Raw genomic sequence first — 25279 nt, 5'->3', positions numbered from 1 at the left:
TTCGCCCTCGGACGGTAGGCGGCGAACGGCCTGCGGACACCCGGACGCACCACATCCGCCCGGGACCTTCACAGTTCCGTCACGGACCGGGCGCCACGGGCGCGGCGGCGGTCACGCGGGGTCGGTGTGGGGTGACCGCTGGGTCAGGTAGTGGTTCCAGCCGTGGTCGAGGAGGCGGAAGCCGGCGTCGAGGGTGGCGGTGGGGTCGGGGTCGGTGTCGGCGAGGAGCTCGAGCTGGAGCGCGAAGCGGACGTAGGCGCGCAGCTCGGGCGTGGGCTCGGGGAGGCCGAATTCGTCGGTGAGCGCGGCGGTCAGCGCGTCCTCGCGGCGCAGCCACATCTGGGTCGCGTAGCCCTGAAGCGCGGGCGTCTGGTCGATGAGCGCGAACAGGCGGCCGGACGCACCCTCGCGGTCCAGGTCCATGCCCGCCAGCTCGGCGCGGAAGTGGGCGTGCAGCGCGGCGGAGACGGACGTGCCGGCCGGCCGGTCGCGCACGGCCGCGACCAGGCGCTCGTGCTGCGCCTCCTCGTGGTGGAAGACCAGCGCCTCCTTGCGCGGGAAGTGCGCGAACACGGTGGTGGGGGAGACGTCCGCGCGGTCGGCGATCTCCCGCACCGTGACGTCGTCGAAGCTGCGCTCCAGGAACAGCGCCGTCGCGGCGTCCACGATCGCGGCGCGCGTGGCGGCCTTCTTCCGTTCCCGCCGGCCGATCGGTGCGTGCGTGTCCACCGGGCCACCTTACCGAACCTGGATTGACCACAAAACTGTATCCCGCTACAGTTTCGTATCCGGATACAGCGAACGTGGGAGAGGGAAGCATGACGGACATCAGGACGCGGGCCGCCGGGACGGCGCTCGTGGCGGCGGGCGCGATCTTCTTCGGCGCGGAGTTCATCGCGGCCGCGGCGTGGACCGACCCGCCGTACAGCTACACGCACCACTTCATCAGCAACCTCGGCGTGCGCGGCCCGGCCGAGGCGTTCGGGCAGTTCATGTACTCGCCGCTGGCCTGGGTGATGAACGCCGGCTTCTTTCTGTTCGGCATCGCGGCCCTGGCCGGCGTCACGCTGCTGCCGGCCCGGCGGCGCTGGCCGCTGATCCTGATGGCCGCGGTGCTGGCCGCCGGCGGCGTGCTGCTCGCGTTCTTCCCCGGCTCCGGCGAGGAGACGGCCGCGGGCGACTACCACGGGCTGGGCGCGTTCGCGGCCATCGTCGGCGGCAACGTCCTGGTGATCCTGCTCGGCCGGATCGGGCCGGCCCGGGAGGGCGGCCGGCCGCTGGTCGTGCTCGGCGTGCTCGGCCTGGTCGGCCTGGGTGTCTTCTTCGCGGTGCTGATGTCGGGCGCCGGCATCCTGATCGGCCTGGCCGAGCGCGCGGCCGTCTACCCGCTCCTGCTCGGGCTCATCCGCGCCGGACTGGTGATCATGAAACGGCGGTGAGCAACCAGCAGGCGGCCGTGAACCGCACCTCGTCCGCGTGGACGTACGGCGCGAAGGCGGGCCGGACCGCCTCCACCACGGCGGCGCGCGTGGCCTCGTCCGCGTCGGCCAGCACCAGCCCCACCGGGCCGAGACGGGTGAAGTAACCGGTCAGCTCGCTCTCCGGCATCGCGCACTCCACGTCCACCGGCGTGAACGCGACGTCGCGCCACCCGGCCTCCCGGAGCATCGGCGAGACCCGGTCCGGTTCGGCGAAGGCGAACTGACCGGGACCGTCGGGCCGGCGCGGCGGCAGGCCGGGCAGCAGCGGGGCGGCGGCGTGCTCCGCGGTGGTCATGAACGGGTTCTCGGCGGCCGAGCGCCAGACGAGGCACCGCAACCCGGCCCCGGGGCGGGCGGCGCGGCGCAGATTGGCGAACGCGCGCACCGGATCGGCGAAGAACATCACGCCGAAGCGGGACATGACCAGATCGAACGACGCCGGTACGAACGCATGCTCCTGCGCGTCCGCCACGATGAACGTCGCCTCCGGGCAGCCGCGGTCGCGGGCCGCCTCGATCATGCGGGCGGAGACGTCCACGCCGGTGCACCGGCCGGCCCGGCGGGCCACGGCGACCGTGGTGGCACCGGTGCCGCAGCCCACGTCCAGCACGTCACCGCCGGTGACCGGCTCGACGAGGAGCCGTTCCAGCGGCAGGAAGAGCGCGTCCAGCAGGCCCTGTGCCCGCGTCCACGCGTCACCGGCCCGCCCGTTCCACAATGTGTCCATGACGACCTCCGACGATCAAGGGGAGATCACCGTGTCACCTCAGGCGGACTTGAGGTCAACCCTGGACATCGCGGAGGTCGCCGCGCGCTCCGGCGTGACCGTGTCCGCGCTGCGCTACTACGAGGAGAAGGGGCTGATCGCGTCGTCCGGGCGCCGCGGGCTGCGCCGGCAGTTCACGGACGACGTGCTGCAACGGCTCGCGCTGGTGGCGATCGGGCGGGACGCGGGCTTCACGCTGGACGAGATCGCCGGCATGTTCGGGCCGGACGGCGAGCCGGCCATCGACCGGGCGCTGCTCAGCACCCGCGCGGACGACCTCGACCGGACGATCCGCCGGCTGACCGTGCTGCGCGACGGGCTCCGGCACGCCGCGGCCTGCCCGGCGCCGCGGCACCTGGAGTGCCCGACGTTCCGCCGCATCCTGGCGGCGGCGCAGCGGCGGCCCGGGCGGGTCAGCGGCAGGCGACCTGCCGGTCGATGAGTGCGTCCAGTTCCGCCACCTTCGGCGTGTGGCCCAGCTCCGCGTAGATGTCCCGGGCCTCCCGCCACGCGGCCAGCGCGGCCTCCGGGTCGATCGCGGCCCGCGCGTCGCCGAGCGTGCGCAGCGCGTCGGCCAGGAACGTGCCCCACCCGCGCTGCCGCCACAGCCGGACCGAGGCGGAGAGGTGGTCGACCGCGCTCCGGTGGTTGCCGTCCGCGAGCTCGACGGCGCCGAGCACGCCGAGCGCGTCCGCGGTGTGGTGCGGCAGGTTGTACTCGCGCGCGATGGTCAGCGCCTCGGTGGCGTATCCGCGCGAGGACGGGTCGGGCAGATGCGCGCGGGCCAGCGTGAGCAGCGTGAGCACCTCGGCGTACCGGTCCTGGTACCGCCGCAGCACGCGCAGCGACTCGTCCAGCGCGGTGATCGCCAGGTCGTTGCGCCCGGCCCGGGTGTTGAGCACGCCGATGAACTGCAGCACGGTCGCGACGTACCGCTGGTTGCCGACCTCGCGGGCCACCCGCAGCGCGACGGCGAGGTGCTTCTCGGCCACCTCCAGCTTCAGCGACTCGCCGTGCACGACCGCGCTGGCCACGTGCGCGCGGGCCTGCCCGCCCAGGTGGTCGTGCTCCTCGGCGAGCCGGATCGCCAGCTCGGCGGCGGACGCGGCCGGGCCGTACTCGCCCTTCGCGGCCAGCGCCCACGCCTTCATCACGGCCGCGTCGGACAGGCCGGGACCGTGCCCGAGCGAGGCGAACAGCGCGGCGGTCTGCTCCGCGTCCGCGAGCATGCGGTCCATCGCCTCGCCGGGGTGGTCCACCTCGTGCCAGGCCGCGAGCTCGGTCAGGCCGCGCAGCATGACGGCCTCGCCCAGGCGGTGCCCGGCGGCGCGGCAGGCGGCCAGCACGTAGTCACTGGTGGACCGCCAGTCGATGTAGATGCCGCGGATGTCGAAGTACTTCTCCATGCAGCCGGCCAGGTCGAACGCGGCCTCGATCTCACCGGCGTCGCAGGCGTGCCGCACCACCGCCAGCAGCGACAGGCGCTCGACCGCGAACCAGTCGATCGGGTCCACGTCGTCCAACGCGGTCACCGGTACGACCGGGAACGTGCCGTGGATCGCCGCGTAGCAGGGCCCGGGGATGAGCGCGGCCATCCGCTGCGCCAGCCCGAGGTAGGCGCCGAAGCCGGCGCGCAGCACGTCCGTCCCCCCGGACGGTTCTTCGGAGAGTGCGCGTTCGCGCAGGTAGAGGCGGACCAGATCGTGGAAGCGGTATCGCCCGGCGCCGGTGGCGTCGGTGCCGGCGTCCAGCAGCAGGTGCGCGTCGACGAGCCGTTCGAGTAGGTCCTCCGCCTCGGCCGCGGGCACGCCGGCCACGGCCGCGGCCAGCCAGGACGGGAAGTCCGGCACGGTGAACAGGCTCAGCCGGCGGGCGAGCCGCCGCCCCGGCTCGCCGATCGCGCGGTAGCTCGACGAGATCGACGTACGCACCGCGAGGTCGCCGGCGACCAGATGATCGAGCCGGCGCTGCTCGTCGCGCAGCGCGACGGCCAGCCGCGACATGGGCCAGCCGGGCCGGGAGCGCAGCCGCGCGCCGGCGATCCGCACCGCCAGCGGCAGCCGCCCGCACAGCCGGAGGATGGTGGCGCTCTCCGCGGGCTCGCGCGCCACCCGCTGCGGCGCGGCGACGCGGCCCAGCAGCGACGTCGCCTCCTCGTCGGAGAAGACGCCCAACTGCACGCGGCGCGCGCCCTCCAGGCCGTCCAGGCCCGCGCGGCTGGTGACGATCGCGGTGCAGGAGCCGTCGCCGGGCAGCAGCGGGCGGATCTGCGCCTCGTCGGCCGCGTCGTCCAGCAGCACCAGCACGCGGCGGCCGGCCAGCCGGGACCGGTACGCGTCCGCGCGCTCGGTCAGATCGATCGGGATCGCGCGCTCGTCCACGCCGAGCGCGCGCAGGAACCGGGCCAGCACGTCGCCGGGCTCGACCGGGCGGGGGTCGGTGCCGCGCAGCGTGGCGAACAACTGCCCGCCCGGGTAGTCGCCGGCCGCCCGGTGCGCCGCGTGCACCGCGAGCGTGGTCTTGCCGACGCCGCCCATCCCGGTGATCGTGACGACCGGCAGCGGCCGGCCGATCGGGGCGAGCGCGGCGTCGAGCTGCGCGACCTCGGCGGCCCGGCCGGTGAAGTCCACGATGTCCGGTGGCAGCAGCGCGGGCACCCCGGGCTCCGCGGGCGGGGCCTCCTCGCGCAGGATCAGCCGCTCGGCCTCCTGGAACGCCGGGCCCGGCTCCAACCCGTGCTCGTCCGCCAGGAACCGGCGCAGCTCCCGGCCCGCCGCGAGCGCGTCGGCGCGGCGGCCACAGCGGTGCAGTGCCAGCATCAGCGTGACCCACAGCCGTTCCCGGGTCGGCTCGTCCCGGGCCGCGCGGGTCAGGTCCGGCACGATCTCGCGGTGCCGGCCGAGCTCCAGCTCCGCCTCGTAGAGATCCTCGCAGGCGGCTAGCCGCTCCTCGCCGAGCTGCAGCCGCGCGGCGTCCACATAGGCGCCGGCCGCGTCCGCGAGCGCGGGGCCGTGCCACAGCGCGAGCGCCTCGCGCAGCAGCGGCACCCGCTCGGCCGCGGGCGCCCCCCGGGCCTGCCCGGTCAGCGCGGTGAACCGCAGGTGGTCGAGCTGGTCCGGGCCGGCCTCCAGCACGTATCCACCGCTGCGGCTGAGCAGAAAGAGCGCGCCGCCACCGGCCCGGCGGATCGCGGAGACGTCGGCCTGGAGCTGGTTGCGGGCGGTGGCGGGCGCGGCACCGCCCCACAGCGCCTCGGTCAGCGCGGACACCGTGACCACGCGATTCGCGTTCAGCAACAGGTAGCCGAGGACCGCGCGGTGCCGGGGGCGCGGCAGCGCGGCCGGTGCCTCGTCGACCCACAGCTCCACACCGCCCAGGATCCGGAAACGCACGCGTGAGGCTGGCATCGAGGCCAGACTATAGTCACGGACGCGGGCATGACGACACGCCGCCCGGTCCCCCTCGCCCGAGCGGCGTGCGCGTTATGTGCCAGCCGATGCGGGTACGCCCCGTGTCGCACCGAACCGGTTGTCCCCCGATCGTCCGTCACCGCGCTTATACGAACGCTATACGCGTCAACGTCGCAGGTCGTGGCGCCGCTGCGTGGCCCGCTCGACGAACGCGGCCGGTGCGAGGCGGCGCAACGCGAACACGGCCGGCGCGCCGCTGCCCACGGCGTACCGTGCGCGGGGCCGGCGGTCCTCGACGGCTTTCACGATCGTGGCGGCGACCCGTTCCGGCGGCGTGCCCGCCCGCTCGTTGCGGTCGAGCGCGCCGAGCATGGTCTCGAAGTCGCGCCGGTGCGGCGAGTCCGGCGCGACGAAGGAGGTGCGCCGCCCGCTGATGCCGGTCGCGATCGCACCCGGCTCCACCGTGGTCAGCCACACGCCGAACGGCGAGAACTCGTGGCGCGCCGCGCTCGCGAAGCCCTTGATCGCGGCCTTCGAGGCGACGTAGGCCGACCGGTACGCCAGCGGGAACGAGGCCACCATGGACCCGACCATGACCACCCGGCCGTGCCCGCGCGCCCGCATCCCCGGCAGCGCCAGCTGGGCCAGCCGCACCGGGCCGAACACGTTGACCTCGAAGAGGCGCCGGAGCATGTCGCCCGGCAGGTCCTCCAGCGGCGCGGACTGGCTCTCACCCGCGTTGTTGACCAGCACGTCCACCGTGCCCAGCACCGGCGCCAGCGCCTCGACGGAGGCCGGATCGCTGAGGTCGAGCGGCAGGAACTCCACGCCGCCGAGCCGCTGCGCGCCCGGATCGCGGCTGGTGCCGAGGACCCGGTAGCCGCGCGCCACCAGCAGTTCGGCGGTCGCACGGCCGATGCCTGACGATGATCCGGTGACCAGCGCGGTGCGGCTCATCGCAGCACTGTATAGCGATCAGTCGCCGACCGCCCGCTCGTACCGTCGCATGGTCTCGACCACGATCCGCCGCTGTTCCGCGGTGAGCGGCGCCAGCGCCTCCCGCCACGCCTGCCCGCCGCGGGCCAGCCACGCGGTGATCGCCGGCCGGCTCTCCGGCGAGATGTCGACGATGCGGCGGCGCCGGTCGGCCTCGTCCTCGCGGCGGGCCAGCACGCCCTTCCGGCTCAGGTCACCGATGATCAGGCTCACCGTGGTCGGCGCGACGCCGAGCGACGCGGCCAGTTCGGACACGGTCTGCGGCCCGTCCAGCAGCAGCATGGACAGCAGCGACAGGTGGCGCGGCGCCAGCTCCAGCGACCGCAGCGCCTCCGGGACCGGGATTCGCTTGATCCGGCCGACGATCCGCGGCATCACCAGCAGCAGCTCGCGCACCTCGTCGTCCGTTGACATGGGACGGCGCCTCCAATACGTTTGCCATCAAAGCTAATTTGACGTCAAAGTGACCAAGGAGGATGGTAATGCCTCACCTCAGCGTCGACGTGCTGGAGTCCGACCTGGCCGGCCGGGAGAGCGCGCTGATCGCCCGGCTGACCGACGCGGTCGCCGAGGTCTACGGGCCCTGGGCGCGCGACATCGCGGTCGTGCGGCTCAACGGCGTGCCGGCCGGCCGCTGGGGCATCGGTGGCGTGCCCGCGACCGCCCCCGCGCCGGCCGTCACGTTCGGCATCAAGGAGGCCGCCTTCGGTCGCCCGGAGATGATCGCGGCGCTCGCCTCCGGCGTGACCGACGCGATCGCCGGCGTCCTCGGCGACCACGTTCGCGACGGCGTGACCATCGATTTCATCGGCTCCCGCGAGGGCCGTTCCGCCTCCGGCGGAAAAATCCAATAACCCATCACCGGCGGTACGGGTGGCGGGCGCCCGGCCCGCACGGGAGTAACCGCAGCGGCCCCGAAAGCGGCCGGCCTCGCCTTCGGGGACCCGCGTGGAGCGCGTTCGGCCGCGCGGCGTGGTCGAGCCGCGCGGCAATCCCGCATCGCCGGGGCGCAGCCGCCCGTGACATGCCCTTAAGCGCTGCGCGAGCAGGTCTTAAGGGCACGTCTTCGGTGTTGGCCGCGTCCCGCCAGGACCGGGTGGGCACGTGCCTGCCACCGGTGCCTGGGACTCGCAAGACCAGGAAAGGCGCGGCACTGCCTGCTCCGGCACCGACGAGCGACTCTGGTCGCACGAGGTTCACGACAGGAGAAACGCATGGCTTCCACCGCATCGCCGGCCGGCACCGCCGTCGGCTTCATCGGGCTGGGCGATCAGGGACTGCCCATGGCGGTTGCGATCGCCGAGGCCGGGTTCGCCCTGCACGTGTGGGCTCGGCGGGCGGCGTCAACCGAGGCGCTGCGCGACACCCCGGCGACCGTGCACCGCAGCCCCGCCGAGCTCGCCGCCGCCTGCGACATCGTCGCCGTGTGCGTCAGCACCGACGAGGACCTGCTGCGGCTGCTCACCAACGGCACCGACGGTTCCGACGGCCTGCTGGCCGGGGCGCGGCCCGGAACGATTGTAGTCAACCACGGAACCGGGACGCCGCAGAGCAGCCGGCACCTGGCCGAGGTGTGCGCAGCCGCGGGTGCGGTCTACGTCGACGCCCCGGTCAGCGGCGGGCGCCCGGGCGCCGAGGCCCGAACCTTGACGGTGTTTGCCGGCGGGCCGGACGAGGCGCTGAAGCGGTGCCGCCCGGTCCTCGCCGCCTTCGCCACCAACGTCGTGCCGATGGGACCGGTGGGCGCCGGGCAGACCGCCAAGTTGTTCAACAACGTCCTGCTCATCCTCAACCAGGCCACGATCGGCGAGGTGGTCAAGCTGGCCTCGGCCGCCGGCGCCGACCCGGATCGCCTGGTCGAGGCGCTGCGGCTGGGCAGCGGAACCAGCCGCGCCCTGACCCTACTGGGCGAGATGGTCAACCCGGACACCGTGCAGCACCTGTCCGCGGTCGAGGATCTGGACGTCGACCTGTTCGCGGCGGCCATGGACGAGGCCGGGCTGGACGCCGGCGCGGTGGTGGCGCGGGCCCACGAGGGCGCTCGCGGACTGCCGGCGCTGGTCGGCAGCCTTCCCCGGACCGCCGCCGGGCCGCGGGCGGCCTCGTGAACTCGCCGGTGGGCGCGGTGACCGCCCTCGTCCTCCGGGAGCGCCAGAGCCGCGACCGCGGGCTGTTCGACGAGATGGCCGACTGCTGCACCGCCGACGCGACCATCGCGATGTCCTGGTTCGAGGGGCCCGCGTCCACCTTCATCGAGCGGTCGCGGGCGATGAACGTCGGCGGTTCACGCGGCGTACACCCACGCGCCAGGGCATGGACCTCAGCGCAGTGCCGCGGATGAGCGCCGACGACGTGGTCACCGCTGGCCTGCGCGGGCTGGATTTGGGCGAGGTCGTGGTCGCGCCGGGCGTGGCGGATACCGGTCTGCTCGACGCCGTCTTCGCCGCAGACCTGGCCGCCTTCGACGGGCAGAGCCCCGCGCTGGCGTCCCGCTACCGCGAGCAGTGAGAGAACAGCGGCGCGTCCGGATAGCCGAAGATCTGGGCGCGCAGGTCTTCGTGCCGGTGGACGCGACCGTGGTCACACACGTGACGCCCGCTTGTGCGGCAGATCGGCGCCACCGTCCCGCCGTAAGTGGGATAGCCACTCACGGCGGGGCGGAACGCTCGGACCATCGTCCACCGCTTGCGGGACCGGAGCCGGCAGCGAGACACGCGGCCCGGACCGGCCGCGGGGGCGGTGGTCAGGCCGCGCGGACCGGGGCCAGCGCGGTGGACCAGGCGATGAGCTGGTCGAGCATGGTGTTCACGGTCGCCTCGTGGTGCGCGCCCGGCGTGAAGACGGTCCAGTTCTGGAAGTCCGTGGACAGCGAGAGCGCGACCTGCGCCCGCACGTCCGCGACCTGCAGCTCACCCATGATCAGGCGCAGGTGCTCGACCGCGCGCGTGCCGCCGGCGGAGCCGTAGGAGACGAACCCGGCCGCCTTGTTGTTCCACTCGTTGTAGACGAAGTCGATCGCGTTCTTCAGTGCGCCGGACGGCGAGTGGTTGTACTCCGGCGTGACGAACACGTAGCCGTCGAACTCGGCGACCTTGGCGGCCCACCGGCGGGTGTGCTCCTGCTGGTACCGGCCGGCCGACGCCGGGATCGGCTCGTCGAGGTGCGGCAGGTCGTAGTCGAGCAGGTCGACGAGCTCGAACTCGGCGCCGCCGTGCTTCTGCGCCAGCTCGAACACCCACTTCGCGACGGCCTCGCCGTTACGTCCGGGCCGGGTACTGCCGAGGATGATGCCGATCTTGATCATGTCCATGATTCCTCTGAAGGCGGTTGTTCTGTCGCCGCGACAAACGACGACTTCCACGATCGTGCCTACAGATGGTTGACGCATCAATAAAATCGCGCCGCACGAGACGAGGCCCACAGAAATCAATCCAGCCTCCTAGGATTCTGTAGGCGGGGTGACCGCGCGCCGACCTCGGCGGCTGGGCCGAGATCGGCGGTGATGCGCGGGTGGGAGCTGCATTCGGCGTGCCGCGCGCGTTACCCGGCGAGCGCCAGTCCGGAAAGCCGCTTCGGCTCGACGCGGGGGAACGTCACGCCGGTGAGGTCTTCGGAGACGGCCCACAGCCGCTGCTGGATGGCCACCTCGTACGACTGCGGGCTCGAGGTGACCAGCCGGGGGTGGCCCGTGATCTCGCCGCGTCCGCCCGGGCCGTAGTACTGGCCGCCGAGGGCGGCGGGGTCGGTGGCGGCGCGCAGGGTCGGCAGCGCGCCCATCGCGGGGGTCTGGGTGATCACCGGCCCGAGCCAGGTGAGCGGCAGGCGGAGGGCCGCGGGGCTGTGGCGGGCGAGTTCGGTGCTGGACAGGCCGGGGTGCGCGGCCATCGCGACGGTGGTGCCGTGTGGGGCGAGCCGGCGCTGCAACTCGTAGGTGAACATCAGGTTGGCCAGCTTGGACTGACCGTAGGCGGCGGCCCGGCTGTACGACCGCTCCCAGTGCAGATCGTCGAAGTGGATCGCGGCCCGGATGCGGTGGCCGGTGCTGCTGACCGTGACCACCCGCGAGCCCGGCACGGGCAGCATCAGGTCGAGCAGCAGCCCGGTGAGCGCGAAGTGGCCGAGGTGGTTGGTGCCGAACTGCAGCTCGAAGCCTTCGCGGGTGGTCCGCTTCGGGGTGTACATCACGCCGGCGTTGTTGATCAGCAGGTCGATCCGGTCGAGCCGCGACCGCAGCGCCGCCGCCGCGGTGCGGACGGAGTCGAGCGAGGTCAGATCCAGCGCCTGCACGGTCACGTCGCCGGACAGGCCGGCCGCGGCCCGCTCGCCCTTCTCCACGTCGCGCACGGCGAGGATCACGGACGCGCCGCGTGCGGCGAGCGCCTTGGCGGTCTCGTACCCCAGTCCGGTGTTGGCTCCGGTCACCACGGCCGTCCGCCCGCGCTGGTCCGGGATGTTCGCCGTCGTCCACTGCTCGCTCATGTCGACTCCTCGCCCTGTAAAGTACCGAAGGTATCTTGCTGCTACGACGATAAGATACCCCCGGTACGATGTCAACGTACCGGGGGTACGTAACTTAGGATGGCGATCGTGACGTTCCAGCGGGCGCGAACCGAAGAACAGCGGGAGATCCGCCGGAAGGCGATCCTCGACATGGCGTCGACGATGCTCGACGAGATGCCGGTCGCGGCGGTGACGCTGAACGAGCTCAGCCGCCGGGTGGGCCTGGCGAAGCCGAACGTGTTGCGCTACTTCGAGTCCCGCGAGGCGGTGCTGCTGGAACTGCTGGACCACCTGCTGGGGGAGTGGCTGGCGGAGCTGGCGGGGGAGTTGGCCGCGGGCATCGACGGGAACCGGCCGATGGCCGAGCGGGCCGCGGTGCTGGCCGAGATCCTCAGCCGCTCGCTCTCCGGCCGCATGGTGATGTGCGACCTCTTCGGCGCGCAGAGCGGCGTGCTGGAGCACAACGTCTCCGTCGAGGTCGTCGCCCGCTACAAGCGCGCCTCCCTGGACCGCCTGGCGACCATGACCGCGCTGATCCGCGAGCACCTGCCGGAGCTGGGCGAGAACGCGACGCTGTTCAGCCTGCAGACCATGCTCACGGCCGGCGCGCTGCCGGCGTACAGCACGCCCCCGCCCAGCCTGCGGGCGGCCTACCAGGCCGAGCCCGACCTGGCCCGCCTGCACCTGGACCCGAAGGACTACCTGACGCAGGCGCTGACCGCGACCCTGCTGGGCGTGCTACCGCGCCCCTGACCGGAGAAGCCGGAAAACGCGGCGGCCCTCGTCGCCGGAACGACGAGGGCCGCCTTCAAAGGGACGAGGGCTACGCACGCATGACCGTGGCGATCGGGATGCGGGCCGCCCGCAGGGCCGGCACGAATCCGCCGAGCACGCCCGCCACCAGGCCCGCGATGATGCCCGCCACCGCCGCCTCCCACGGGAACTGCAGGCCGGCCAGGAACGGGTCGGACGAACCCAGCACGGTCGTCGCCACCTTCAGCGCGCCGGCCGCGAAACCGATCGCGGCCGCGGCCGTGAGCAGCCCGGTCAGCAGCGTCTCGGCGAGCACGATGCCGGCCAGCAGTGATCGTGGCGTGCCCACCGCGCGGCGCAGCGCGAACTCCTCCACGCGTTCACCGACCGTGGCCAGGCCGACGTTCAGCACGCCCGCGACGCCGATCAGCAGCACGAACGCGGAGAGGCCGAGGAACAGCAGCCGCATCAGGTCGATCTGCTGCTTGAAGTCCTCGCGCGACTGCACCTCGTACACGCCGAGCTCCATGCCCTTGGCCCGCAGCTTGGTGCCCAGCACCTGCTCGACCGGGGTCTGGCCGGCCAGCAGCACCTGGATGCCGGCGCTGTCCGTGGCGGTCCACGCGGAGAGTTCGTCCATCCGCACGTACGCCTGGGGCCAGCCGGAGCCGTCGTCGACCACGCCCACGAACTGCGGCGTCACGCCGTCGCCGGTGCCGCCCTCGATGCGCAGCGCGGCCGGCACCGGGTACAGCGCGAACGCGGCCGCGGCCTCCTTGTTGAGCACGATCCGCGGCGACATCGCCGGGACCGTGCCGAACGACAGCCACTCGCCGCTCAGGTGCCGGTACGGCCGGAACGCGCGCACGTCGCCGGTGAGCGCGTTGAGGTTCACCGACAGTGCGCGGCCGATCGGCGGGCACGCGCCCGCCGGGGACGGCTGGTGGCAGAAGTCGGTGGGGCCCTCGGTGACCGCGTCCTCGTAGCCGCCGCTGGGCCCGGGCTGGATCGGGCTGACGCCGGACTCGCCGATCACGGCCGACACCTGGATCAGCGCGACCGCGTCCGTCCGCCCGTCGACCGTGTCGGTCACCACGCCGACCGTGCCGGGCGGTCCGCCGTAGATGTCGGCGACCCGGGTGCCGTCCAGGCCGGCGGTCAGCTCCATGTCGGCGAGCAGCGCGCGCTCCGCGATGCTGGCGCCGGCCTGGACCGCGACCACGGCGAGGATGCCGAGGAACAGGCTGACCATGGACAGCAGCGTGCGCAGCTTGCGGGCGCGGATGCCCTGCATGCCGATGATCAGCGCGGACCGGTTGCGCCCGGAGAGCCGCCTCATGCGCGGACCCGCTCGGTCAGCACGCCGTCGGTGAGGTCGCAGATGCGGCCCATCCGGGCGGCGTGGTCGCGGTCGTGGGTGACCAGCACCAGCGCGCAGCCGCGCAGCGTGGCGCCGAGCAGCGTCTCGATGACCGCGGTGCCGGTCTCGGTGTCCAGCGCGCCGGTCGGCTCGTCGGCCAGCAGGATGCGCGGCTCGCGGACCAGTGCGCGGGCGATCGCGACGCGCTGCTGCTCGCCGCCGGACATCTTGGCCGGCCGGTTCTTGGCCAGGTGGGCGATGCCGACCTGGTCGAGCGCGGCGAGCACGCGGCGGCGGCGTTCCCGGCGGGGGAGCCAGCCCTGGCCGTTGACCAGCGCCATCGCCACGTTCTGCGCGGCGGTGAGGTGCTTGAGCAGGAAGAAGCGCTGGAAGACGAAGCCGAAGTGGGAGCTGCGCAGCTTCGCGGCGCGGCGCTCCGGCAGCCGGTTGATCTCGCGGCCGTCGAGCAGGTAGCTGCCCCCGTCCGGCCGGTCGAACAGCCCGAGAATGCTCAGCAGCGTGCTCTTGCCGGACCCGGACCGGCCCACGATCGCCATGCTCTCGCCGGCGTCCACGCGCAGGTCGACGCCGTGCAGGATGGTGCGCCGCTGCTGGCCCTTGAGCGTCTTGGTGACGCCGGCCAGCTCGATCAGCGCGGTCACTGCGGCGTTCCCGGGATCGCTACCTCCGGTCCGGCCGTCTGCTGGGCCTCCGGCAGGTTCGGCCCCGGGATGGCGATCTTCTCGTCGCCCTTGAGCCCGGACTTGATCTCCACGACCTTGCCGTCGGTCAGGCCCAGGACCACGTCGACGGTACGCCGCTGCTGCTCGCCGTCGACGATGTCGACCTTGCCCTTGCCCTGGGTGCCCGCGACCGCCTCGACCGGCAGGACCAGCACGTTCGTCGCCTTTCCGGTGACCAGTTCCAGCGTCACCTCCACGCCGTTGATCAGCTTGACGTCGGCCGGTGCGGTGCAGACCAGCCGCAGCCCGGTGGCCTCGGACCCGCCGGCCTGCTGCTGCGGCCCGGCCTCGGGCGCCGGGGCGCCGGTGGTCTCGGGATCCGGTTCGGGGTCGGGCGCGGCCGGGATCGTGCCGGCCGGCAGTGCCGCGATCGCGCCGAGCGGCTTGCAGTCGAACGGGCCGGGACCGTTCTTGATCTGCGCCTTGACCGTGTCGACGGTGTCCGCGACCCGGTAGGCGTGCTCGCTGGCGATCTCCGCCACGATGCCGTAGCCGGCGCGGGTGGCGGAGACGACCGGCATGCCGGCGGTGACCGTGGCGCCGTCCGCGAGCAGGCGTCCGGCCAGGATGGATCCGGCCGGGATGTTGACCTCGTGCGGTTCGCCGCCCTTCCAGACGCTCGCCACCCACAGGTCCGCGGTGGCCGGTTCGGTCGCCGGTTGCCGATCCAGGTAGCGGATCTCGCCGTCGATCGGTGCCGCGATGCCGAACACCGGGTCGATCGTCACCTTGCCGGTCAGGCTGATCGCGTTGTTCACGTCCTGCCGGGTGGCCTGCACCGTGGTCAGCACCGTGCCCGGCGCCTCCAGCACGGGCGTATCCGTCTCCTCGCCCGACGGAAGCGAGCATCCCGCGACGGCCATCATCAGTGCCCCGACGGCCGGCAGCCAGCGTCTACCCACATGTCCTCCATCACCGAGAGTGACTGAATGGTAGCCGGGTCTCATCGATGTCCCGGCCCGGGAGACCTTACAAGACCACAGCAATCCGGTGGGGTACGCGTCGATCCTCCTCCGGTGGCCGTCACTTTCCGTATCGGCCCCGGCCGTACCGGTGGGATCAGAAGTCGGCGAGCTCCGCGCGGAGCCGGAGCAGGTGCTGCAGCCGGGCCGCGTCCGACGACGTCATGCCGGGGTGGCTGCGGTAGACCGTGATGGACTCGTCGACCGCGGCGTACGCCTCGGCGCGGCGCCCGGCGTCGCGCAGGAACATGGCCAGGTTGGCCAGGTTCCCGGCGAGCCCGTCCGCGTGCGCGCGCGGCTCCTCCGCGGCCAGCGCGCGGTAGTGGCGGATCGCCTCCCGGGCCGCGGCGACGGCCTCGTCCAGCAGGTGCAGGCGCGCGGCGGTCGGGCCCAGCGTGGTGCACGCGCGGGCCAGCTCCGGCAGCAGCGCCGGGTCGTCCTGGACCAGGCGGGTGAGGCGCGCGACCGCCTCGCGCTTGGCCTCCAGGCTCTCCTGGTCGAGGCCGAGCGCGTCGAGGCGGGTGCCGAGGTTCAGGTACGCCAGCGCCACCTCGGCCGTGAACGCGCCCGGCTGCTCCTCGTCCAGCCCACGCATCAGCGTCACGGTCTCCCGGCCCAGCTCGACCGCGGCCGGCCAGCGGTTGGCCTGGCCGAGGTGGACGCCGGCGTTGTTGACCGCGGCGGCCAGCCCGCGCCGGGCCTGCGCGGAGCGGGGGGCCAGCTCGCGGAGGATGGCGACGGCCTCGGCGTCCGCGTCGGCGGCCTCCGGGAAGCGGCTCTCCCGGGCCAGCCACTCACCGAGGCTGACCAGCGTGCCGGCGAGTTTGCCGCGCGCCTCGTCGTCGGTGGCGGCGAGCCGCCGGTACATGTCGACGGCCTCGGCGGTGACGGCGGACGCGGCCTGCCAGCGGCCCTCCCGGCCGAGCCGGTCGCCGCGGGCGGCCGTGGCGTCGGCCTGGGCGGCGAGCGGCCGGTGTCCGTCACGGTGCCGCGAGAACAGACGACGCCACATGACGATCACGGTATCGGCGCGAGCTGAGCACGAGACGGACACCATGTGGCGCGAGAGGGAATTGCACGGACGCGGTCAGTCCTCCACGGCCACCATGATCCAGACCGAGGCGAGGATGGCGGCGAAGGCCAGCACCGAGGCGACCACCAGGACCGTGCGCGGGCGGCGGGCCAGCGGCGCCGGGCCGTGCCGGCGCGGCCGGAGCGCGTGCAGCCGGTCCGCCAGCGCGACCGTGGTCAGCCAGGCCGCGCCGAGAATCCAGCCGGCCAGCACGTCCGTCGGGTAGTGCACGCCCAGGTAGATCCGGGACAGCCCGATGCCGGCCGCGAGCAGCCCGGCGGCCACCCACGCGGTGGCCCGGACGGTGTGCGACGCGACGGTGGACGACACCAGCCAGGCGACCGTGCCGAGCACCACGACCGAGGTGGTCGCGTGCCCGGACGGGAACGAGAAGCCGTGCTCCACGATCGCGCGCAGCAGCGGGTCCGGCCGGTCCCGGGCGATCAGCGCCTTGATCGCGGCGACCAGCAACCCGCCACCGCCGCCGGCCAGCGCCGCGATCAGCACGGGACGCCAGGAGCGCAGCCGCACCGACACCGTGACCGCGGCCGCGACCAGCAGCAGCGTGAGCAGCACCCAGCCGCCGATGTCGGTCAGCCCGATGACCAGCGTGTCGCGCCAGGCCTCGCGCTGCTCGGCCACCCAGGCGATCACCGGCCGGTCGATGGTGCTCAGGTCGTCGCGCTCGATGACCGCGTCCAGGATCTCCAGGAAGACGTTCATCAGGGTCGCCACCAGCAGCGCGCCGGCCGCGGTCACCAGCAGGCTCGGCGAGAACCGGGTGCCCAGCCAGGCCAGCGCGGTCCGCCCGCGCTCGGCGTCGCGCAGCCACCGGGCGGCGGGCCGGCCGGCCAGCACCGCGCCGAACGCGACCAGCACCGTCAGGAGCGCCAGCGCGACGCTGATGATCGTGGTCATGCTCATCGGTCCATCTTGCCCGATCGCGCGGCGGACAGGCGCTGACCGCTGACGAGGCTAGCGTCGGCGCCATGTACACCACGGTCGCGCCCTGGGTCGTCACGGACGACACCGGCGCCCTCATCGATTTCGTCGTGGCCGCCTTCGACGGCGCGGAGCTGGCCCGGGTACGCACCGAGGACGGCCTGATCGGGCACGGCGAGGTCCGGGTCGGTGACACGGTCGTGCTCGCCTTCGACCGCCGTCCCGAGTGGCCGCGCATGCCGAGCCTGCTGCGCGTGTTCGTACCGGACGCGGACGCGGCGGTGGCCCGGGCCGTCGACGCCGGCGCCCGGGTGGTCACGCCGCTCGCGGACGACGCGTTCGGGCAGCGCGGCGGCCGGATCCGCGACCCGTTCGGCAACATCTGGTGGGTGGTGGCCCGGGTGGCGGAGGTGCCGGAGGAGGAGATGTGGCGCCGGCTGGCGCAGCCGCGCTACGCCGAGGTCATGCGCGTCGCCCAGGAGACGCTCGACGCGGAGCTGAGCGGGCGCGCCGAGGGCCGCGGCAGCGCGCCGGTCCGGCCATAGTCAGAAGCTCTGAATATACAGTTGCTCTTATAGTCAGAGCCTCTTTATATTGGCGGCATGCACGAAGCCACGCTCTGGATCCTCTCCGCACTCGCCGACGCGCCCCGGCACGGATACGGCGTCATCCGCGAGGTCCAGCGCCTCTCCGACGGCCGGGTGCGGCTGCTGGCCGGCACGCTCTACGGCGCGCTGGACCGGCTCGCCGCCGACGGCCTGATCGCCGTCGACCGGGAAGAGGTGGTCGGCGGGCGCAGCCGGCGCTACTACCGGCTCACCGGCGACGGCGAGGCCGCGCTGGAGACGGAGAGCGAGCGGCTGCGCCGCGCCGCCGAGGCCTCGGCCGCGCAGCTCGCGGCCCGCCGCCGCCTCGGGCATGCGCACCGGATCGCCTGGTGACACCCCTGCGCCACCGGCTCGCCGCGATCGCCTTCCCGCCCGGCCGGCGCCGCGACGAGCTGCTGGACACGCTCGCCGAGGCGGAGGAGGAACTGGGCGCCCGCCAGCCGCGCCCGCGCGAGGCCGCCGACATCCTGTGGCACGGCACGCGCGCCCGGCTCGGGTGGGCCGGCAACCCGCTGGTCGTACCGGTCGCGCTGGTGGTCATGCTGCTCGGTGCGTTCACCGGCGCGGTGCTGGCCACGCAGCTGGCGTGGACGTTCGTGCCGCCGCTGCCGAGCGGTGTGGCCGCCGCCGAGATCGGCGACACGGTCTTCCCCGGCATCCGCGTCTACGGCGGCGGCGACGTGCCGGACTTCACCACCGAGCCGGACGCCGAGGCCGGCATCGTGCACGGCTACCAGCGCTACACCATCGACGAGCACACCGACGCCACCCGCCGGGTCGCCGAGTACGCGACCGGCGTCCACGCGCGCCTGGCGGCCACCGGCTGGACCGTGCACGCGATCGACACCACCGAGACCGGCGCCCGCCAGTTCTGGGCCGAGCGCGACGGCCTGGTGCTCCAGTTCGAGATCTGGTACTTCCCGGGCGTGCCCTGGTACGACTCGGACGGCAGCGCGGCCTACTCGCTCAGCCGCGCCACGCCGGACTGGATGTGGTGGGCCGCACCCGCCGGCGCCCCGTTCGGCGCGCTGGTCGCATTCGGCGTCTTCGGCTGGGTCAGCCGCCGCGCCGAGCGCGCCGCCGGCCTCATCGCCATCGCCGGCCTGATCGCCGTCTTCCCGCTGCTCGGCGTGCTGCTGCTGATGACCGAGGCGGTGCGGCTGTGGTGGCGCCCCGAGCCGGGCACACCCCCGATCTACCCGTTCTGGCGTCCACTGTTCTACGACTTCACCGCGCTGCCGACGTTCCTGCTGATCTTCCTGGCCGTCACCGCGGTGCTGCTGGCCGCCTGCGTGCCGCCGTTCCCGCTGGCCCGACTGCGCGGCCGGATCGCCCGCCACCGCTGGTGGCGCCGCGCCGCCGCGAGCGTGCAGCGACGCTGGTGGGCCCGCCTCACGCTGGCCGGCGGCGTCGTGCTCCTGGCCGCCGGCGCGGTCATGGCGTTCACCGGCGGCCCCGGCTCCTGCGCCCCGGACGGCACACCGAAGCCGCTCACCGCCGCCGAGGCCCGCGCCAGCACCGACGCCCGCGTCTACGTCGACCCGGCCTCCACACAGGACGAGCGCAACCTGCTCCAAGCCGCCATCGGCCGTACCGGCGGCGCCGCCGCCTGGCTCGGCAACCAGCGCGCCGCCGGCGACTCCGTGCTCACCGTCGGCTGCGAGCCGGAGAGCAGCCTGTGGTTCGACGTCAGCTATACCACCCCCGGCATGTTCGACCTCCTGGTCGACGAGGTCTCCGGCCTCCCCGGCGTCGTCGCCGTCCGGCAGGTCTGAGACCCGCCCGTGGTCCGGCCCCGCCCGCGGGCCGGACCACGCGGCGCCCTCGTGCCGAAGCGTCCCCGCTTCCGGCTGGGCTCGGCCCGCCTGGCCGGCCCGGCCCGGCCCGGAGACGACACCGGGGACCCATTTTCCCGCTTCCGGCGTGGTCGCGGCCCGCACGCTCCCGCGGGCCAACCTCGCGGCGTCTCCGCCGCCGCTCCGCCACCGCATCGGAGCCGGTGCCGCCGCCGGTCACCGAGAACCACGCGACTCCCGCACCCGCCGCCGCCCGCACCGCGCCACCACCTCCGGCCGCGAGCGCGGCGCACCAGGCGATCTCACGGCATGGCGGCCCGGCGGCTCGATGTCTCACGGCCCGTTGGCGCGATGTCACGGCCCGGCGGTGGGATCTCACGGCCCAGGGTCGATGATCTTCACGCGGTTGGTGGGGTCGAGCGCGCCGGTAGTCGCGCAGCCGGCCGCGGTGCAGCGGCGCGCCGTCGAAGCGGATCTCGCCGGTCGTCGGCCGCGCCTGGCCGAGCAGCAGCCGCGGCAGTGTGGTCTCGCCGGTGCCGGACTCGCCGGCCAGCGCCACGCTCCGTCCGCCGTGGACGGCCGGCGAGACGCCGGTGAGCGCCGGAACACCGGCCCGGGCCGCGAAGCCCACCGCGTCCGCCTCGATGATCGGCTCAGTCGTCCGAGTCCATCCCGTCGTCCGTGCCACCGGTGGTGACACGGACGACTCGGCAGGGATCATGAACGCCCGGAAAGCGACGATCTTCCTGGTCGGCGGCGCGATTCAGGACGCGGTGGGCCGGTCACCGCTCCGGCTCGGACAGCGGCGGCGGCCAGTCCGGGTCGGTGCGCGGCGGCGGCGTCTCCTCCGGCCAGTCCGGGTCGGTCGGCTTCGGCGGGTCGGCCGGTGCGGGTGGATCGGTGGGCGTGGGCTGTTCCGGGTCCGGCTCGGCGGGCGGGGCGTCGGTCAGGTCCAGTGTGTCCATGGCATCGACGCTATCGATGGGATGCAATGCCCACGCAATGTGCTGGCGTGACAACTTTAAGTTACTTACCGTGCATGAAAGCACGCAGGGCAAGTATGCATGCGCATTGCGTAATTGTGGCAATTTACCGGAGAAAGCGCAGTTCAATGGCGTGATCGCAGATCTTGCAAAAGAAATCCGGCCGAGCGGCATCTACATTCCGGCCCCCACAGAGAGTTATATGCGAACGGGGACGACTTTCCGTGGGGGGAAATCATGATCGAGCTGGGGGAGCGGGCGGCGTGAGCCAGTCGAATCACGCCGCCCGATGGGACGAGGGCGAACGCCTCGACGACCAGTACGACGCGGAGTGCAACGCGTTGATCGAGGAGACGTACGCGCGGGCCGAGAGCGTGCTGCGGCTCGGCGGCGACCACTCCGACCTGGTCCGTGAGGCGCTGCACGAGGCGTACCTGATCGCGCGGCGCCGGTGGGTGGAGATCCGCGGGTTCGAGGCGCCGCTCGGCTGGGTGATCAAGACGGCGCACCACGTGCTGCGCCGGGAGAAGAGCAAGGCCGGCCGGGAGACCGTGCTGCCCGAGGAACTGCCCGGCGGGATGGTCACCGCGGCCGACTCCTGGGAGGCCGAGCAACTGCGCCGGTACTGGCTGGACCGGCTGCCACCGCGCCAGGCCCAGGTGTTCGCGCTGTCCGAGCAGGGCTTCTCCAACCCGGAGATCGGCCGCATCCTCGGGCTCGCCGACACCAGCGTGCGCTTCTACAAGCACGCGGCCCGCCGCCGGCTCCAGGAACTGGCCGAGGAGACGCTGGGCGGTGATCCGGATGCGACTCGATGACGTGCTGCGGCTCGCGTCCGGCCACCGGCCCAGCCCGCTGGAGCAGATGCGCTTCCGCCGGGTGGCCCGGCAGGTGCTGCTCGACCACCGGCGCCAGGCCGCGGCGCCGCCGCCGGACGAGGCGGAACTGACCGACCCGCTGACCGCGCCCGAGGACGAACTGGCCCGGATCACCCGCGCGGCGTGCCTGGCCGGACTCGGTGTCGTCGCCTGGGACCGGGGCACCGGCGCGCTGACCTGGTCGGCGGCGATGACCGAGATCCTGGGCCGGCCCGCGGCCACCGCGGACCCGCTCACCCTGACCGCGCTGATGGCGTGCGCGCACCCGGAGGACCTGGTCACCATCACCGCCGCGGTGCAGGACGCGTGGACGGAGACGCGGCCGGCCGAGGTGACGTTCCGCGCGCGGCGGCCGGACGGCACGGTCCGCTACGTGCACGCGCTCATCGAGATCCTGGCCGACGGCATCGTCGCCACCTGCGAGGACGTCACCGGCCCGGAGCTGGCCCGGCGGGAGCGCGCCCGGCAGGCCGTGCGCGAGGAGATGCTCTGCGCCGACCTGGGCGCGCGTGAGGCCGCCACCGGGCTGCCCGCGCGGGAGTACCTGATCGACGAGGTGGACCGCGCCCGGCGTACCGCCGACGGGGTGGTCTTCGTGGTGTCGGCGGAGCCGGCGCCGGTCACGCTGCGCGACGGCGATCGCGACGACCTGGCCGCCCAGGTGGGGCGGCTGCTGACCGCGGTGAACCCGGTCCGGGCCATGCACGGGCTGGCCGCGCCCGGCCTGTTCGGCGTGCTGCTGCGCGGCACCACCACGGCCGCGGAGGCGGAGCGGGTCGCGGTCACCGCGGTCGAGCGGGTGCGCAGCCACCTGTTCTCGCTGCGCGGCGCGGCCGTGCGGGTCAACGCGTGGGCCGGCGCGGTCCGGTTCGCCCGCGGCGCCGAGGCAAGCGGGTTCGAGCTGCTGCTGGACGCGGAGCACGCGGCGCGCGAGGCCCGGCGCGGCGGCCACCTGGCCCGGATCGCGCCCGGCCCGGCGCGCGGCGACATCCGGTTGCGGCGCAGCCGGAGCGCGGTGCAGCGCGCGGTGGCCAACGAGCGGTTCGCGCTGTTCGCGCAGCCGATCCTGGACCTGGACCTGAACCGGGTCACCCGGCACGAGATCCTGCTGCGGGTGCGCGGTGAGTCCGGCGAGCCGGTGCCGCCGTGGGCGTTCCTGGACACCGCGGAGCGCATCGGCGAGATCCTGCCGGTCGACCGGTGGGTGATCGACCACGCGATCAAGCTGATCGGCCAGGGCGCGCTGGACTCGCACTGCCAGATCAACGTGTCCGGCCGGTCGCTGGCCGACCCCGGGCTGCTCGACCACGTGACGCGCGCGCTGACCCGGCACCGGGTGCGGGCCGGGCGGCTGACGTTCGAGATCACCGAGACCGCCGCGATCGAGAACCGGAACGAGGCGCTGGCGTTCGCCACCGGCATCCGGCAGCTCGGCGCGCAGCTGGCGCTGGACGACTTCGGCACCGGGCACGCGTCGCTGCTGCACCTGCGGACGCTGCCGGTCGACCTGGTGAAGATCGATGGGCGGTTCATCACCGGGCTGGCGCGTACGCCCGCGGACCAGGCGCTGGTCGAGCGGCTCACGCTGATCTGCCACGACCTCGGCATCCGGGTCGCCGCGGAGAGCGTGCCGGACGACGAGACCGCCGCGCTGCTGCGACGCTACGATGTGGACTTCGCGCAGGGATTCCACATCGGACGGCCGGTGCCGATGGCCGATCCGGGCGGTCAGATCGAGCTCGACCTCCGCCCGATCTCGAAGCTGGGTTGAGCATGACGCATCCGCTGGCCGCCTGGTGGACCGCGCACGCGGCCGCGCTGGCGCCCGAACGCCGTGTCCTGCGGGAGTACGCGGCCACGCTCACGTTCACGATCGGGTGGTGGCACTGGCTGTCCTCGGCGAAGCCGATCCTCCGCGACCGCCTGACGCTGCGCATCGACGACCACGTCACGGCCCTGCGCACGCTGTGCGGGCCGGCCGTCCCGCTGGACGACCGGCTCGCCGCGGTCGACCACGCGGCCGGCCTGTTCCTGGACACCGCGGACACGATCACGCTGGGCCAGGAGGAGGTGATGCGCATGCGCGACCCGCTGCGGCACGCGCTCGACGTGCTCGACGAGATCGAGCTGGAACTGCTCCGCCCGCCGGGGTGACCGTGTCCAACCGTGCCGTCCGGTCGCTTGGTCGCCGATCACCCGTATCGGCGGCCCGGGCGCGCCGGTAGGGTGATCGCCCGTGGCGGTACGCATCGACATCCAAGCCTTCCGGGACTCCGTGCCCACCGAGGTCGCCGGCGCGGCCGACCGGCTCATGTCCGACGGCGCGGTCGGCGACCTGGAGTCCTCCGGCGGCGGCGTGCTGGCCGAGGTCGGCGACGTGCAGACCTGGGTCGGCATCGTGGACGGCGCGTTCAGCGGCGACTGCGACTGCGCGGCCGGTCAGCGGCTGTGCGCGCACGCGGTCGCGCTGGCGCTGACCGCGATCGACGCGCACTTCCCGCTGCTGGCCTCCGCCACGCCGCCCGGGCCGGACCCGGCCGATCCGGAGCAGGCGCGCTACCTGCAGGCGCTGCGCCGGCTCACCGGCCGGCAGGTCGCCGCGCTGGTGGTGGAGACCGCGGTGCGCGACCGGCTCTTCGCGGTCCGGCTGCTCGGCGAGGCCGGCCTGCTGGACGTGGACGCGGCCGCGCACGGGCTGGAGGACTTCCGCACCGCGATCGACGCCGCGTCCGGCGACGACGCGTGGGAGGCCGGGCTCCGGCTGGTCGACGAGGCCGAGATCCTGTTGCAGTACCCGGCGACCACGGCCGCGCTGGAGCTGGTGGAGGAGGCGCTGCAGGTCTGGGACGAGTTGTCCGTGGAGCTGGAGGGCACCGACTACGAGGCGCGCGAGGTGACCGGCCCGCTGGTCGACGGGCACCGGGAGCTGTGTGAGCGCCTCGGCCTGGACGAGGCCGAGGGCGCCGCGCGCCTGGACCGGGTGGCCGCGTCCTGCCGGTACGGGACGATCGTACCGTCGGGCCGGTAGCCTGGTTCCGGTGTTCAGACCCGACGGCACGGACCTGCTCGGCGCGCCGTACGAGCGGTTCGTCCTCGACTGCGGGCGTGACGCGCAGGGCGCGCTGGTCGCGACGCTGGTGCGCCGCTGGGCGGACCACGGCGACGGCCGCCGCGCCGTGCTGATGCTCGGCGGGCTGGCCGACTACTTCTTCCAGACGCACGTCGTGGACCACCTCGCGGCCCGCGGCTGGCACGTCTACGGCCTGGACCCGCGCCGGTACGGGCGGAGCCTGCTGCCGCACCAGTCGGCGAACTTCTGCCGGTCGCTGGCCGAGTACTACCCGGAGCTGGACGCGGCCGTGGCCCACATGCGGGCGGACGGCGTGGACGAGGTGCTGGTCTGGGGGCACTCCACCGGCGGGCTGATCGGCGCGGTGTGGGCGGCCGACCGGCCGGACGGCCCGGTCCGCGGCGCGTTCCTGAACAGCCCGTTCCTGGACTTCGCGCTGCCCTGGGCGTTGCGCCGCCCGGCGATGGCGGTGGTCTCCGCGGTCGCCCGGCTCGCGCCGCACGCGGTGATGCCGCACCCGACCAGCGACGCGTTCGCCGTGGCCACGCACGCCACGCTGGGCGGCGAGTGGGCGTACGACCTGCTGATGAAGCCGGCGCGCGGGCACCCGATCCGGCTCGGCTGGCTGGCCGCGATCCGGGCCGCGCAGCGGCGGGTGCGCCGCGGGCTGGGCCTGCGCGTGCCGGTGCTGGTCGGCTCCTCGGACCGGTCGTTCAACTGGCTGTCCGACCCGCCGGAGGACATCCACCGCACCGACATCGTGCTGGACGTTGGCCAGATCCGGCGGTGGGGGCCGATGCTGGGGGAGCGCGTCACGCTCGTCCGGTTTCCGGGCGCACTGCACGATCTGACCCTGTCCGCGCCGGACGTGCGCGCTTCGGTGCTTCGCCGCTTCGACGAGTGGGCCGCGTGGCATTTTTCCCGGTGACGCGTCTCGCCGAAACTTGAATGATTCCAAT

29 protein-coding genes are annotated in these 25279 nt (G+C 73.8%); 15 read left to right on the top strand and 14 right to left on the bottom strand.

Annotated features, from left to right (window positions below; translation table 11 throughout):
* Positions 1–111: 111 nt before the first annotated feature.
* Positions 112–729: a TetR/AcrR family transcriptional regulator gene (locus J2S41_RS20965; protein WP_310369711.1), complete on the bottom strand. Its 618-nt coding sequence runs from the start codon at positions 727–729 to the stop codon at positions 112–114.
* Between the two features lie 89 nt (positions 730–818).
* On the opposite strand from J2S41_RS20965, the gene J2S41_RS20960 reads away from it, so the two are divergent.
* Entirely contained in the window at positions 819–1439 is a 621-nt protein-coding gene (locus J2S41_RS20960; RefSeq protein ID WP_310369709.1) for a DUF998 domain-containing protein, read from the top strand.
* Here the strand turns inward: J2S41_RS20960 and J2S41_RS20955 are convergent.
* Positions 1423–2208, bottom strand: a complete 786-nt coding sequence (locus J2S41_RS20955; protein ID WP_310369707.1) for a class I SAM-dependent methyltransferase — start codon at positions 2206–2208, stop codon at positions 1423–1425. The genes J2S41_RS20960 and J2S41_RS20955 overlap by 17 nt on opposite strands.
* Here J2S41_RS20955 and J2S41_RS20950 point away from each other — a divergent pair.
* Complete coding sequence (locus tag J2S41_RS20950) at positions 2207–2689, top strand: helix-turn-helix domain-containing protein (protein ID WP_310369705.1); 483 nt, start codon at positions 2207–2209, stop codon at positions 2687–2689. The genes J2S41_RS20955 and J2S41_RS20950 overlap by 2 nt on opposite strands.
* Here J2S41_RS20950 and J2S41_RS20945 read toward each other — a convergent pair.
* The 3 genes from J2S41_RS20945 to J2S41_RS20935 form a co-directional block, all read right to left on the bottom strand.
* Complete coding sequence (locus tag J2S41_RS20945; RefSeq protein WP_310369703.1) at positions 2661–5654, bottom strand: AfsR/SARP family transcriptional regulator; 2994 nt, start codon at positions 5652–5654, stop codon at positions 2661–2663. The genes J2S41_RS20950 and J2S41_RS20945 overlap by 29 nt on opposite strands.
* Before the next feature lie 168 nt (positions 5655–5822).
* Positions 5823–6614 carry an SDR family oxidoreductase gene (locus J2S41_RS20940; RefSeq protein ID WP_310369701.1) on the bottom strand — a complete coding sequence of 264 codons (792 nt, stop codon included), beginning with the start codon at positions 6612–6614 and terminating at the stop codon, positions 5823–5825.
* An 18-nt stretch (positions 6615–6632) separates the two neighbouring features.
* On the bottom strand, positions 6633–7067 hold the full coding sequence (locus J2S41_RS20935; protein WP_310369699.1) for a MarR family transcriptional regulator: 435 nt from the start codon (positions 7065–7067) through the stop codon (positions 6633–6635).
* 68 nt (positions 7068–7135) lie between these two features.
* Between J2S41_RS20935 and J2S41_RS20930 the strand changes: the two genes are divergently transcribed.
* The 4 genes from J2S41_RS20930 to J2S41_RS20915 all read left to right on the top strand — a co-directional run bounded on the left by J2S41_RS20930 (position 7136) and on the right by J2S41_RS20915 (position 9161).
* A complete protein-coding gene (locus J2S41_RS20930) occupies positions 7136–7507 on the top strand; it encodes a tautomerase family protein (RefSeq protein ID WP_310369697.1) in 372 nt (123 codons plus the stop codon).
* 183 nt (positions 7508–7690) lie between these two features.
* The gene (locus J2S41_RS20925) at positions 7691–8761 is read left to right on the top strand and encodes an NAD(P)-dependent oxidoreductase (protein ID WP_310376437.1); all 1071 of its coding nucleotides are present in this window, start codon (positions 7691–7693) and stop codon (positions 8759–8761) included.
* Positions 8762–8778: 17 nt separating this feature from the next.
* Positions 8779–8994: a hypothetical protein gene (locus J2S41_RS20920; RefSeq protein ID WP_310369694.1), complete on the top strand. Its 216-nt coding sequence runs from the start codon at positions 8779–8781 to the stop codon at positions 8992–8994.
* Positions 8967–9161 carry a hypothetical protein gene (locus J2S41_RS20915; protein ID WP_310369692.1) on the top strand — a complete coding sequence of 65 codons (195 nt, stop codon included), beginning with the start codon at positions 8967–8969 and terminating at the stop codon, positions 9159–9161. The genes J2S41_RS20920 and J2S41_RS20915 overlap by 28 nt, the downstream gene beginning before the upstream one ends.
* A 235-nt stretch (positions 9162–9396) precedes the next feature.
* Here the strand turns inward: J2S41_RS20915 and J2S41_RS20910 are convergent, their stop codons facing one another.
* Positions 9397–9957, bottom strand: coding sequence for an NADPH-dependent FMN reductase (locus J2S41_RS20910; protein WP_310369689.1), 561 nt, complete (start codon positions 9955–9957; stop codon positions 9397–9399).
* 236 nt (positions 9958–10193) lie between these two features.
* Positions 10194–11132, bottom strand: coding sequence for an SDR family NAD(P)-dependent oxidoreductase (locus tag J2S41_RS20905; protein WP_310369687.1), 939 nt, complete (start codon positions 11130–11132; stop codon positions 10194–10196).
* Between the two features lie 108 nt (positions 11133–11240).
* On the opposite strand from J2S41_RS20905, the gene J2S41_RS20900 reads away from it, so the two are divergent.
* Positions 11241–11906, top strand: a complete 666-nt coding sequence (locus J2S41_RS20900; protein WP_310369685.1) for a TetR/AcrR family transcriptional regulator — start codon at positions 11241–11243, stop codon at positions 11904–11906.
* Between the two features lie 70 nt (positions 11907–11976).
* On the opposite strand, the gene J2S41_RS20895 is transcribed toward J2S41_RS20900, so the two are convergent.
* From J2S41_RS20895 to J2S41_RS20875, 5 genes are all read right to left on the bottom strand, one after another.
* Positions 11977–13245 (bottom strand): ABC transporter permease, encoded by a 1269-nt coding sequence (locus J2S41_RS20895; protein WP_310369683.1) that lies wholly within the window; start codon positions 13243–13245, stop codon positions 11977–11979.
* Positions 13242–13928 (bottom strand): ABC transporter ATP-binding protein, encoded by a 687-nt coding sequence (locus J2S41_RS20890; protein WP_310369681.1) that lies wholly within the window; start codon positions 13926–13928, stop codon positions 13242–13244. The genes J2S41_RS20895 and J2S41_RS20890 overlap by 4 nt, the downstream gene beginning before the upstream one ends.
* A complete protein-coding gene (locus J2S41_RS20885; RefSeq protein ID WP_310369679.1) occupies positions 13925–14911 on the bottom strand; it encodes an efflux RND transporter periplasmic adaptor subunit in 987 nt (328 codons plus the stop codon). Before J2S41_RS20885 ends, J2S41_RS20890 begins: the two co-directional genes overlap by 4 nt.
* A gap of 157 nt (positions 14912–15068) precedes the next feature.
* Positions 15069–15983, bottom strand: coding sequence for a tetratricopeptide repeat protein (locus tag J2S41_RS20880; protein ID WP_310369677.1), 915 nt, complete (start codon positions 15981–15983; stop codon positions 15069–15071).
* Positions 15984–16058: 75 nt separating this feature from the next.
* The gene (locus tag J2S41_RS20875) at positions 16059–16967 is read right to left on the bottom strand and encodes a phosphatase PAP2 family protein (RefSeq protein ID WP_310369675.1); all 909 of its coding nucleotides are present in this window, start codon (positions 16965–16967) and stop codon (positions 16059–16061) included.
* A gap of 65 nt (positions 16968–17032) precedes the next feature.
* On the opposite strand from J2S41_RS20875, the gene J2S41_RS20870 reads away from it, so the two are divergent.
* The 3 genes from J2S41_RS20870 to J2S41_RS20860 are packed head-to-tail and all read left to right on the top strand — an operon-like array spanning position 17033 to position 19368.
* A complete protein-coding gene (locus J2S41_RS20870) occupies positions 17033–17530 on the top strand; it encodes a VOC family protein (RefSeq protein ID WP_310369673.1) in 498 nt (165 codons plus the stop codon).
* Between the two features lie 57 nt (positions 17531–17587).
* Positions 17588–17926, top strand: coding sequence for a PadR family transcriptional regulator (locus J2S41_RS20865; protein WP_310369671.1), 339 nt, complete (start codon positions 17588–17590; stop codon positions 17924–17926).
* A complete protein-coding gene (locus tag J2S41_RS20860; RefSeq protein WP_310369669.1) occupies positions 17923–19368 on the top strand; it encodes a hypothetical protein in 1446 nt (481 codons plus the stop codon). The genes J2S41_RS20865 and J2S41_RS20860 overlap by 4 nt, the downstream gene beginning before the upstream one ends.
* Here J2S41_RS20860 and J2S41_RS20855 read toward each other — a convergent pair.
* Both J2S41_RS20855 and J2S41_RS20850 read right to left on the bottom strand, forming a co-directional pair.
* Positions 19283–20110, bottom strand: a complete 828-nt coding sequence (locus J2S41_RS20855; RefSeq protein ID WP_310369667.1) for an ATP-binding cassette domain-containing protein — start codon at positions 20108–20110, stop codon at positions 19283–19285. The two genes, J2S41_RS20860 and J2S41_RS20855, sit on opposite strands and share 86 nt — an antisense overlap.
* Positions 20111–20171: 61 nt before the next feature.
* A complete protein-coding gene (locus J2S41_RS20850) occupies positions 20172–20354 on the bottom strand; it encodes a hypothetical protein (RefSeq protein ID WP_310369665.1) in 183 nt (60 codons plus the stop codon).
* 281 nt (positions 20355–20635) lie between these two features.
* On the opposite strand from J2S41_RS20850, the gene J2S41_RS20845 reads away from it, so the two are divergent.
* The 5 genes from J2S41_RS20845 to J2S41_RS20825 all read left to right on the top strand — a co-directional run bounded on the left by J2S41_RS20845 (position 20636) and on the right by J2S41_RS20825 (position 25248).
* Entirely contained in the window at positions 20636–21190 is a 555-nt protein-coding gene (locus J2S41_RS20845; RefSeq protein WP_310369664.1) for an RNA polymerase sigma factor, read from the top strand.
* Positions 21177–23021 carry an EAL domain-containing protein gene (locus tag J2S41_RS20840; RefSeq protein ID WP_310369662.1) on the top strand — a complete coding sequence of 615 codons (1845 nt, stop codon included), beginning with the start codon at positions 21177–21179 and terminating at the stop codon, positions 23019–23021. Before J2S41_RS20845 ends, J2S41_RS20840 begins: the two co-directional genes overlap by 14 nt.
* A gap of 2 nt (positions 23022–23023) precedes the next feature.
* A complete protein-coding gene (locus J2S41_RS20835; RefSeq protein ID WP_310369660.1) occupies positions 23024–23404 on the top strand; it encodes a hypothetical protein in 381 nt (126 codons plus the stop codon).
* Between the two features lie 82 nt (positions 23405–23486).
* On the top strand, positions 23487–24278 hold the full coding sequence (locus tag J2S41_RS20830) for a hypothetical protein (RefSeq protein WP_310369658.1): 792 nt from the start codon (positions 23487–23489) through the stop codon (positions 24276–24278).
* Positions 24279–24288: 10 nt separating this feature from the next.
* On the top strand, positions 24289–25248 hold the full coding sequence (locus J2S41_RS20825; RefSeq protein WP_310369656.1) for an alpha/beta hydrolase: 960 nt from the start codon (positions 24289–24291) through the stop codon (positions 25246–25248).
* The last annotated feature ends 31 nt before the right edge of the window (positions 25249–25279 follow it).

The sequence above is a fragment of the Catenuloplanes atrovinosus genome (assembly GCF_031458235.1).
In the GTDB taxonomy this organism is placed as follows: Bacteria; Actinomycetota; Actinomycetes; order Mycobacteriales; family Micromonosporaceae; genus Catenuloplanes; species Catenuloplanes atrovinosus.
The sequence above is the reverse complement of the archived record's forward strand: the minus strand, read 5'-3'. Positions and strand labels throughout refer to the sequence as shown.

Coding starts and splice junctions, on each gene's coding strand:
- J2S41_RS20870 (WP_310369673.1), top strand. CDS start 17,033: ATGTACACCACGGTCGCGCCCTGGGTCGTCACGGACGACACCGGCGCC.
- J2S41_RS20840 (WP_310369662.1), top strand. CDS start 21,177: ATGCGACTCGATGACGTGCTGCGGCTCGCGTCCGGCCACCGGCCCAGC.
- J2S41_RS20850 (WP_310369665.1), bottom strand. CDS start 20,354: ATGGACACACTGGACCTGACCGACGCCCCGCCCGCCGAGCCGGACCCG.
- J2S41_RS20915 (WP_310369692.1), top strand. CDS start 8,967: ATGGACCTCAGCGCAGTGCCGCGGATGAGCGCCGACGACGTGGTCACC.
- J2S41_RS20835 (WP_310369660.1), top strand. CDS start 23,024: ATGACGCATCCGCTGGCCGCCTGGTGGACCGCGCACGCGGCCGCGCTG.
- J2S41_RS20875 (WP_310369675.1), bottom strand. CDS start 16,967: ATGAGCATGACCACGATCATCAGCGTCGCGCTGGCGCTCCTGACGGTG.
- J2S41_RS20950 (WP_310369705.1), top strand. CDS start 2,207: ATGACGACCTCCGACGATCAAGGGGAGATCACCGTGTCACCTCAGGCG.
- J2S41_RS20895 (WP_310369683.1), bottom strand. CDS start 13,245: ATGAGGCGGCTCTCCGGGCGCAACCGGTCCGCGCTGATCATCGGCATG.
- J2S41_RS20945 (WP_310369703.1), bottom strand. CDS start 5,654: ATGCCAGCCTCACGCGTGCGTTTCCGGATCCTGGGCGGTGTGGAGCTG.
- J2S41_RS20935 (WP_310369699.1), bottom strand. CDS start 7,067: ATGTCAACGGACGACGAGGTGCGCGAGCTGCTGCTGGTGATGCCGCGG.
- J2S41_RS20865 (WP_310369671.1), top strand. CDS start 17,588: ATGCACGAAGCCACGCTCTGGATCCTCTCCGCACTCGCCGACGCGCCC.
- J2S41_RS20930 (WP_310369697.1), top strand. CDS start 7,136: ATGCCTCACCTCAGCGTCGACGTGCTGGAGTCCGACCTGGCCGGCCGG.
- J2S41_RS20940 (WP_310369701.1), bottom strand. CDS start 6,614: ATGAGCCGCACCGCGCTGGTCACCGGATCATCGTCAGGCATCGGCCGT.
- J2S41_RS20960 (WP_310369709.1), top strand. CDS start 819: ATGACGGACATCAGGACGCGGGCCGCCGGGACGGCGCTCGTGGCGGCG.
- J2S41_RS20910 (WP_310369689.1), bottom strand. CDS start 9,957: ATGATCAAGATCGGCATCATCCTCGGCAGTACCCGGCCCGGACGTAAC.
- J2S41_RS20905 (WP_310369687.1), bottom strand. CDS start 11,132: ATGAGCGAGCAGTGGACGACGGCGAACATCCCGGACCAGCGCGGGCGG.
- J2S41_RS20955 (WP_310369707.1), bottom strand. CDS start 2,208: ATGGACACATTGTGGAACGGGCGGGCCGGTGACGCGTGGACGCGGGCA.
- J2S41_RS20880 (WP_310369677.1), bottom strand. CDS start 15,983: ATGTGGCGTCGTCTGTTCTCGCGGCACCGTGACGGACACCGGCCGCTC.
- J2S41_RS20855 (WP_310369667.1), bottom strand. CDS start 20,110: ATGATCCCTGCCGAGTCGTCCGTGTCACCACCGGTGGCACGGACGACG.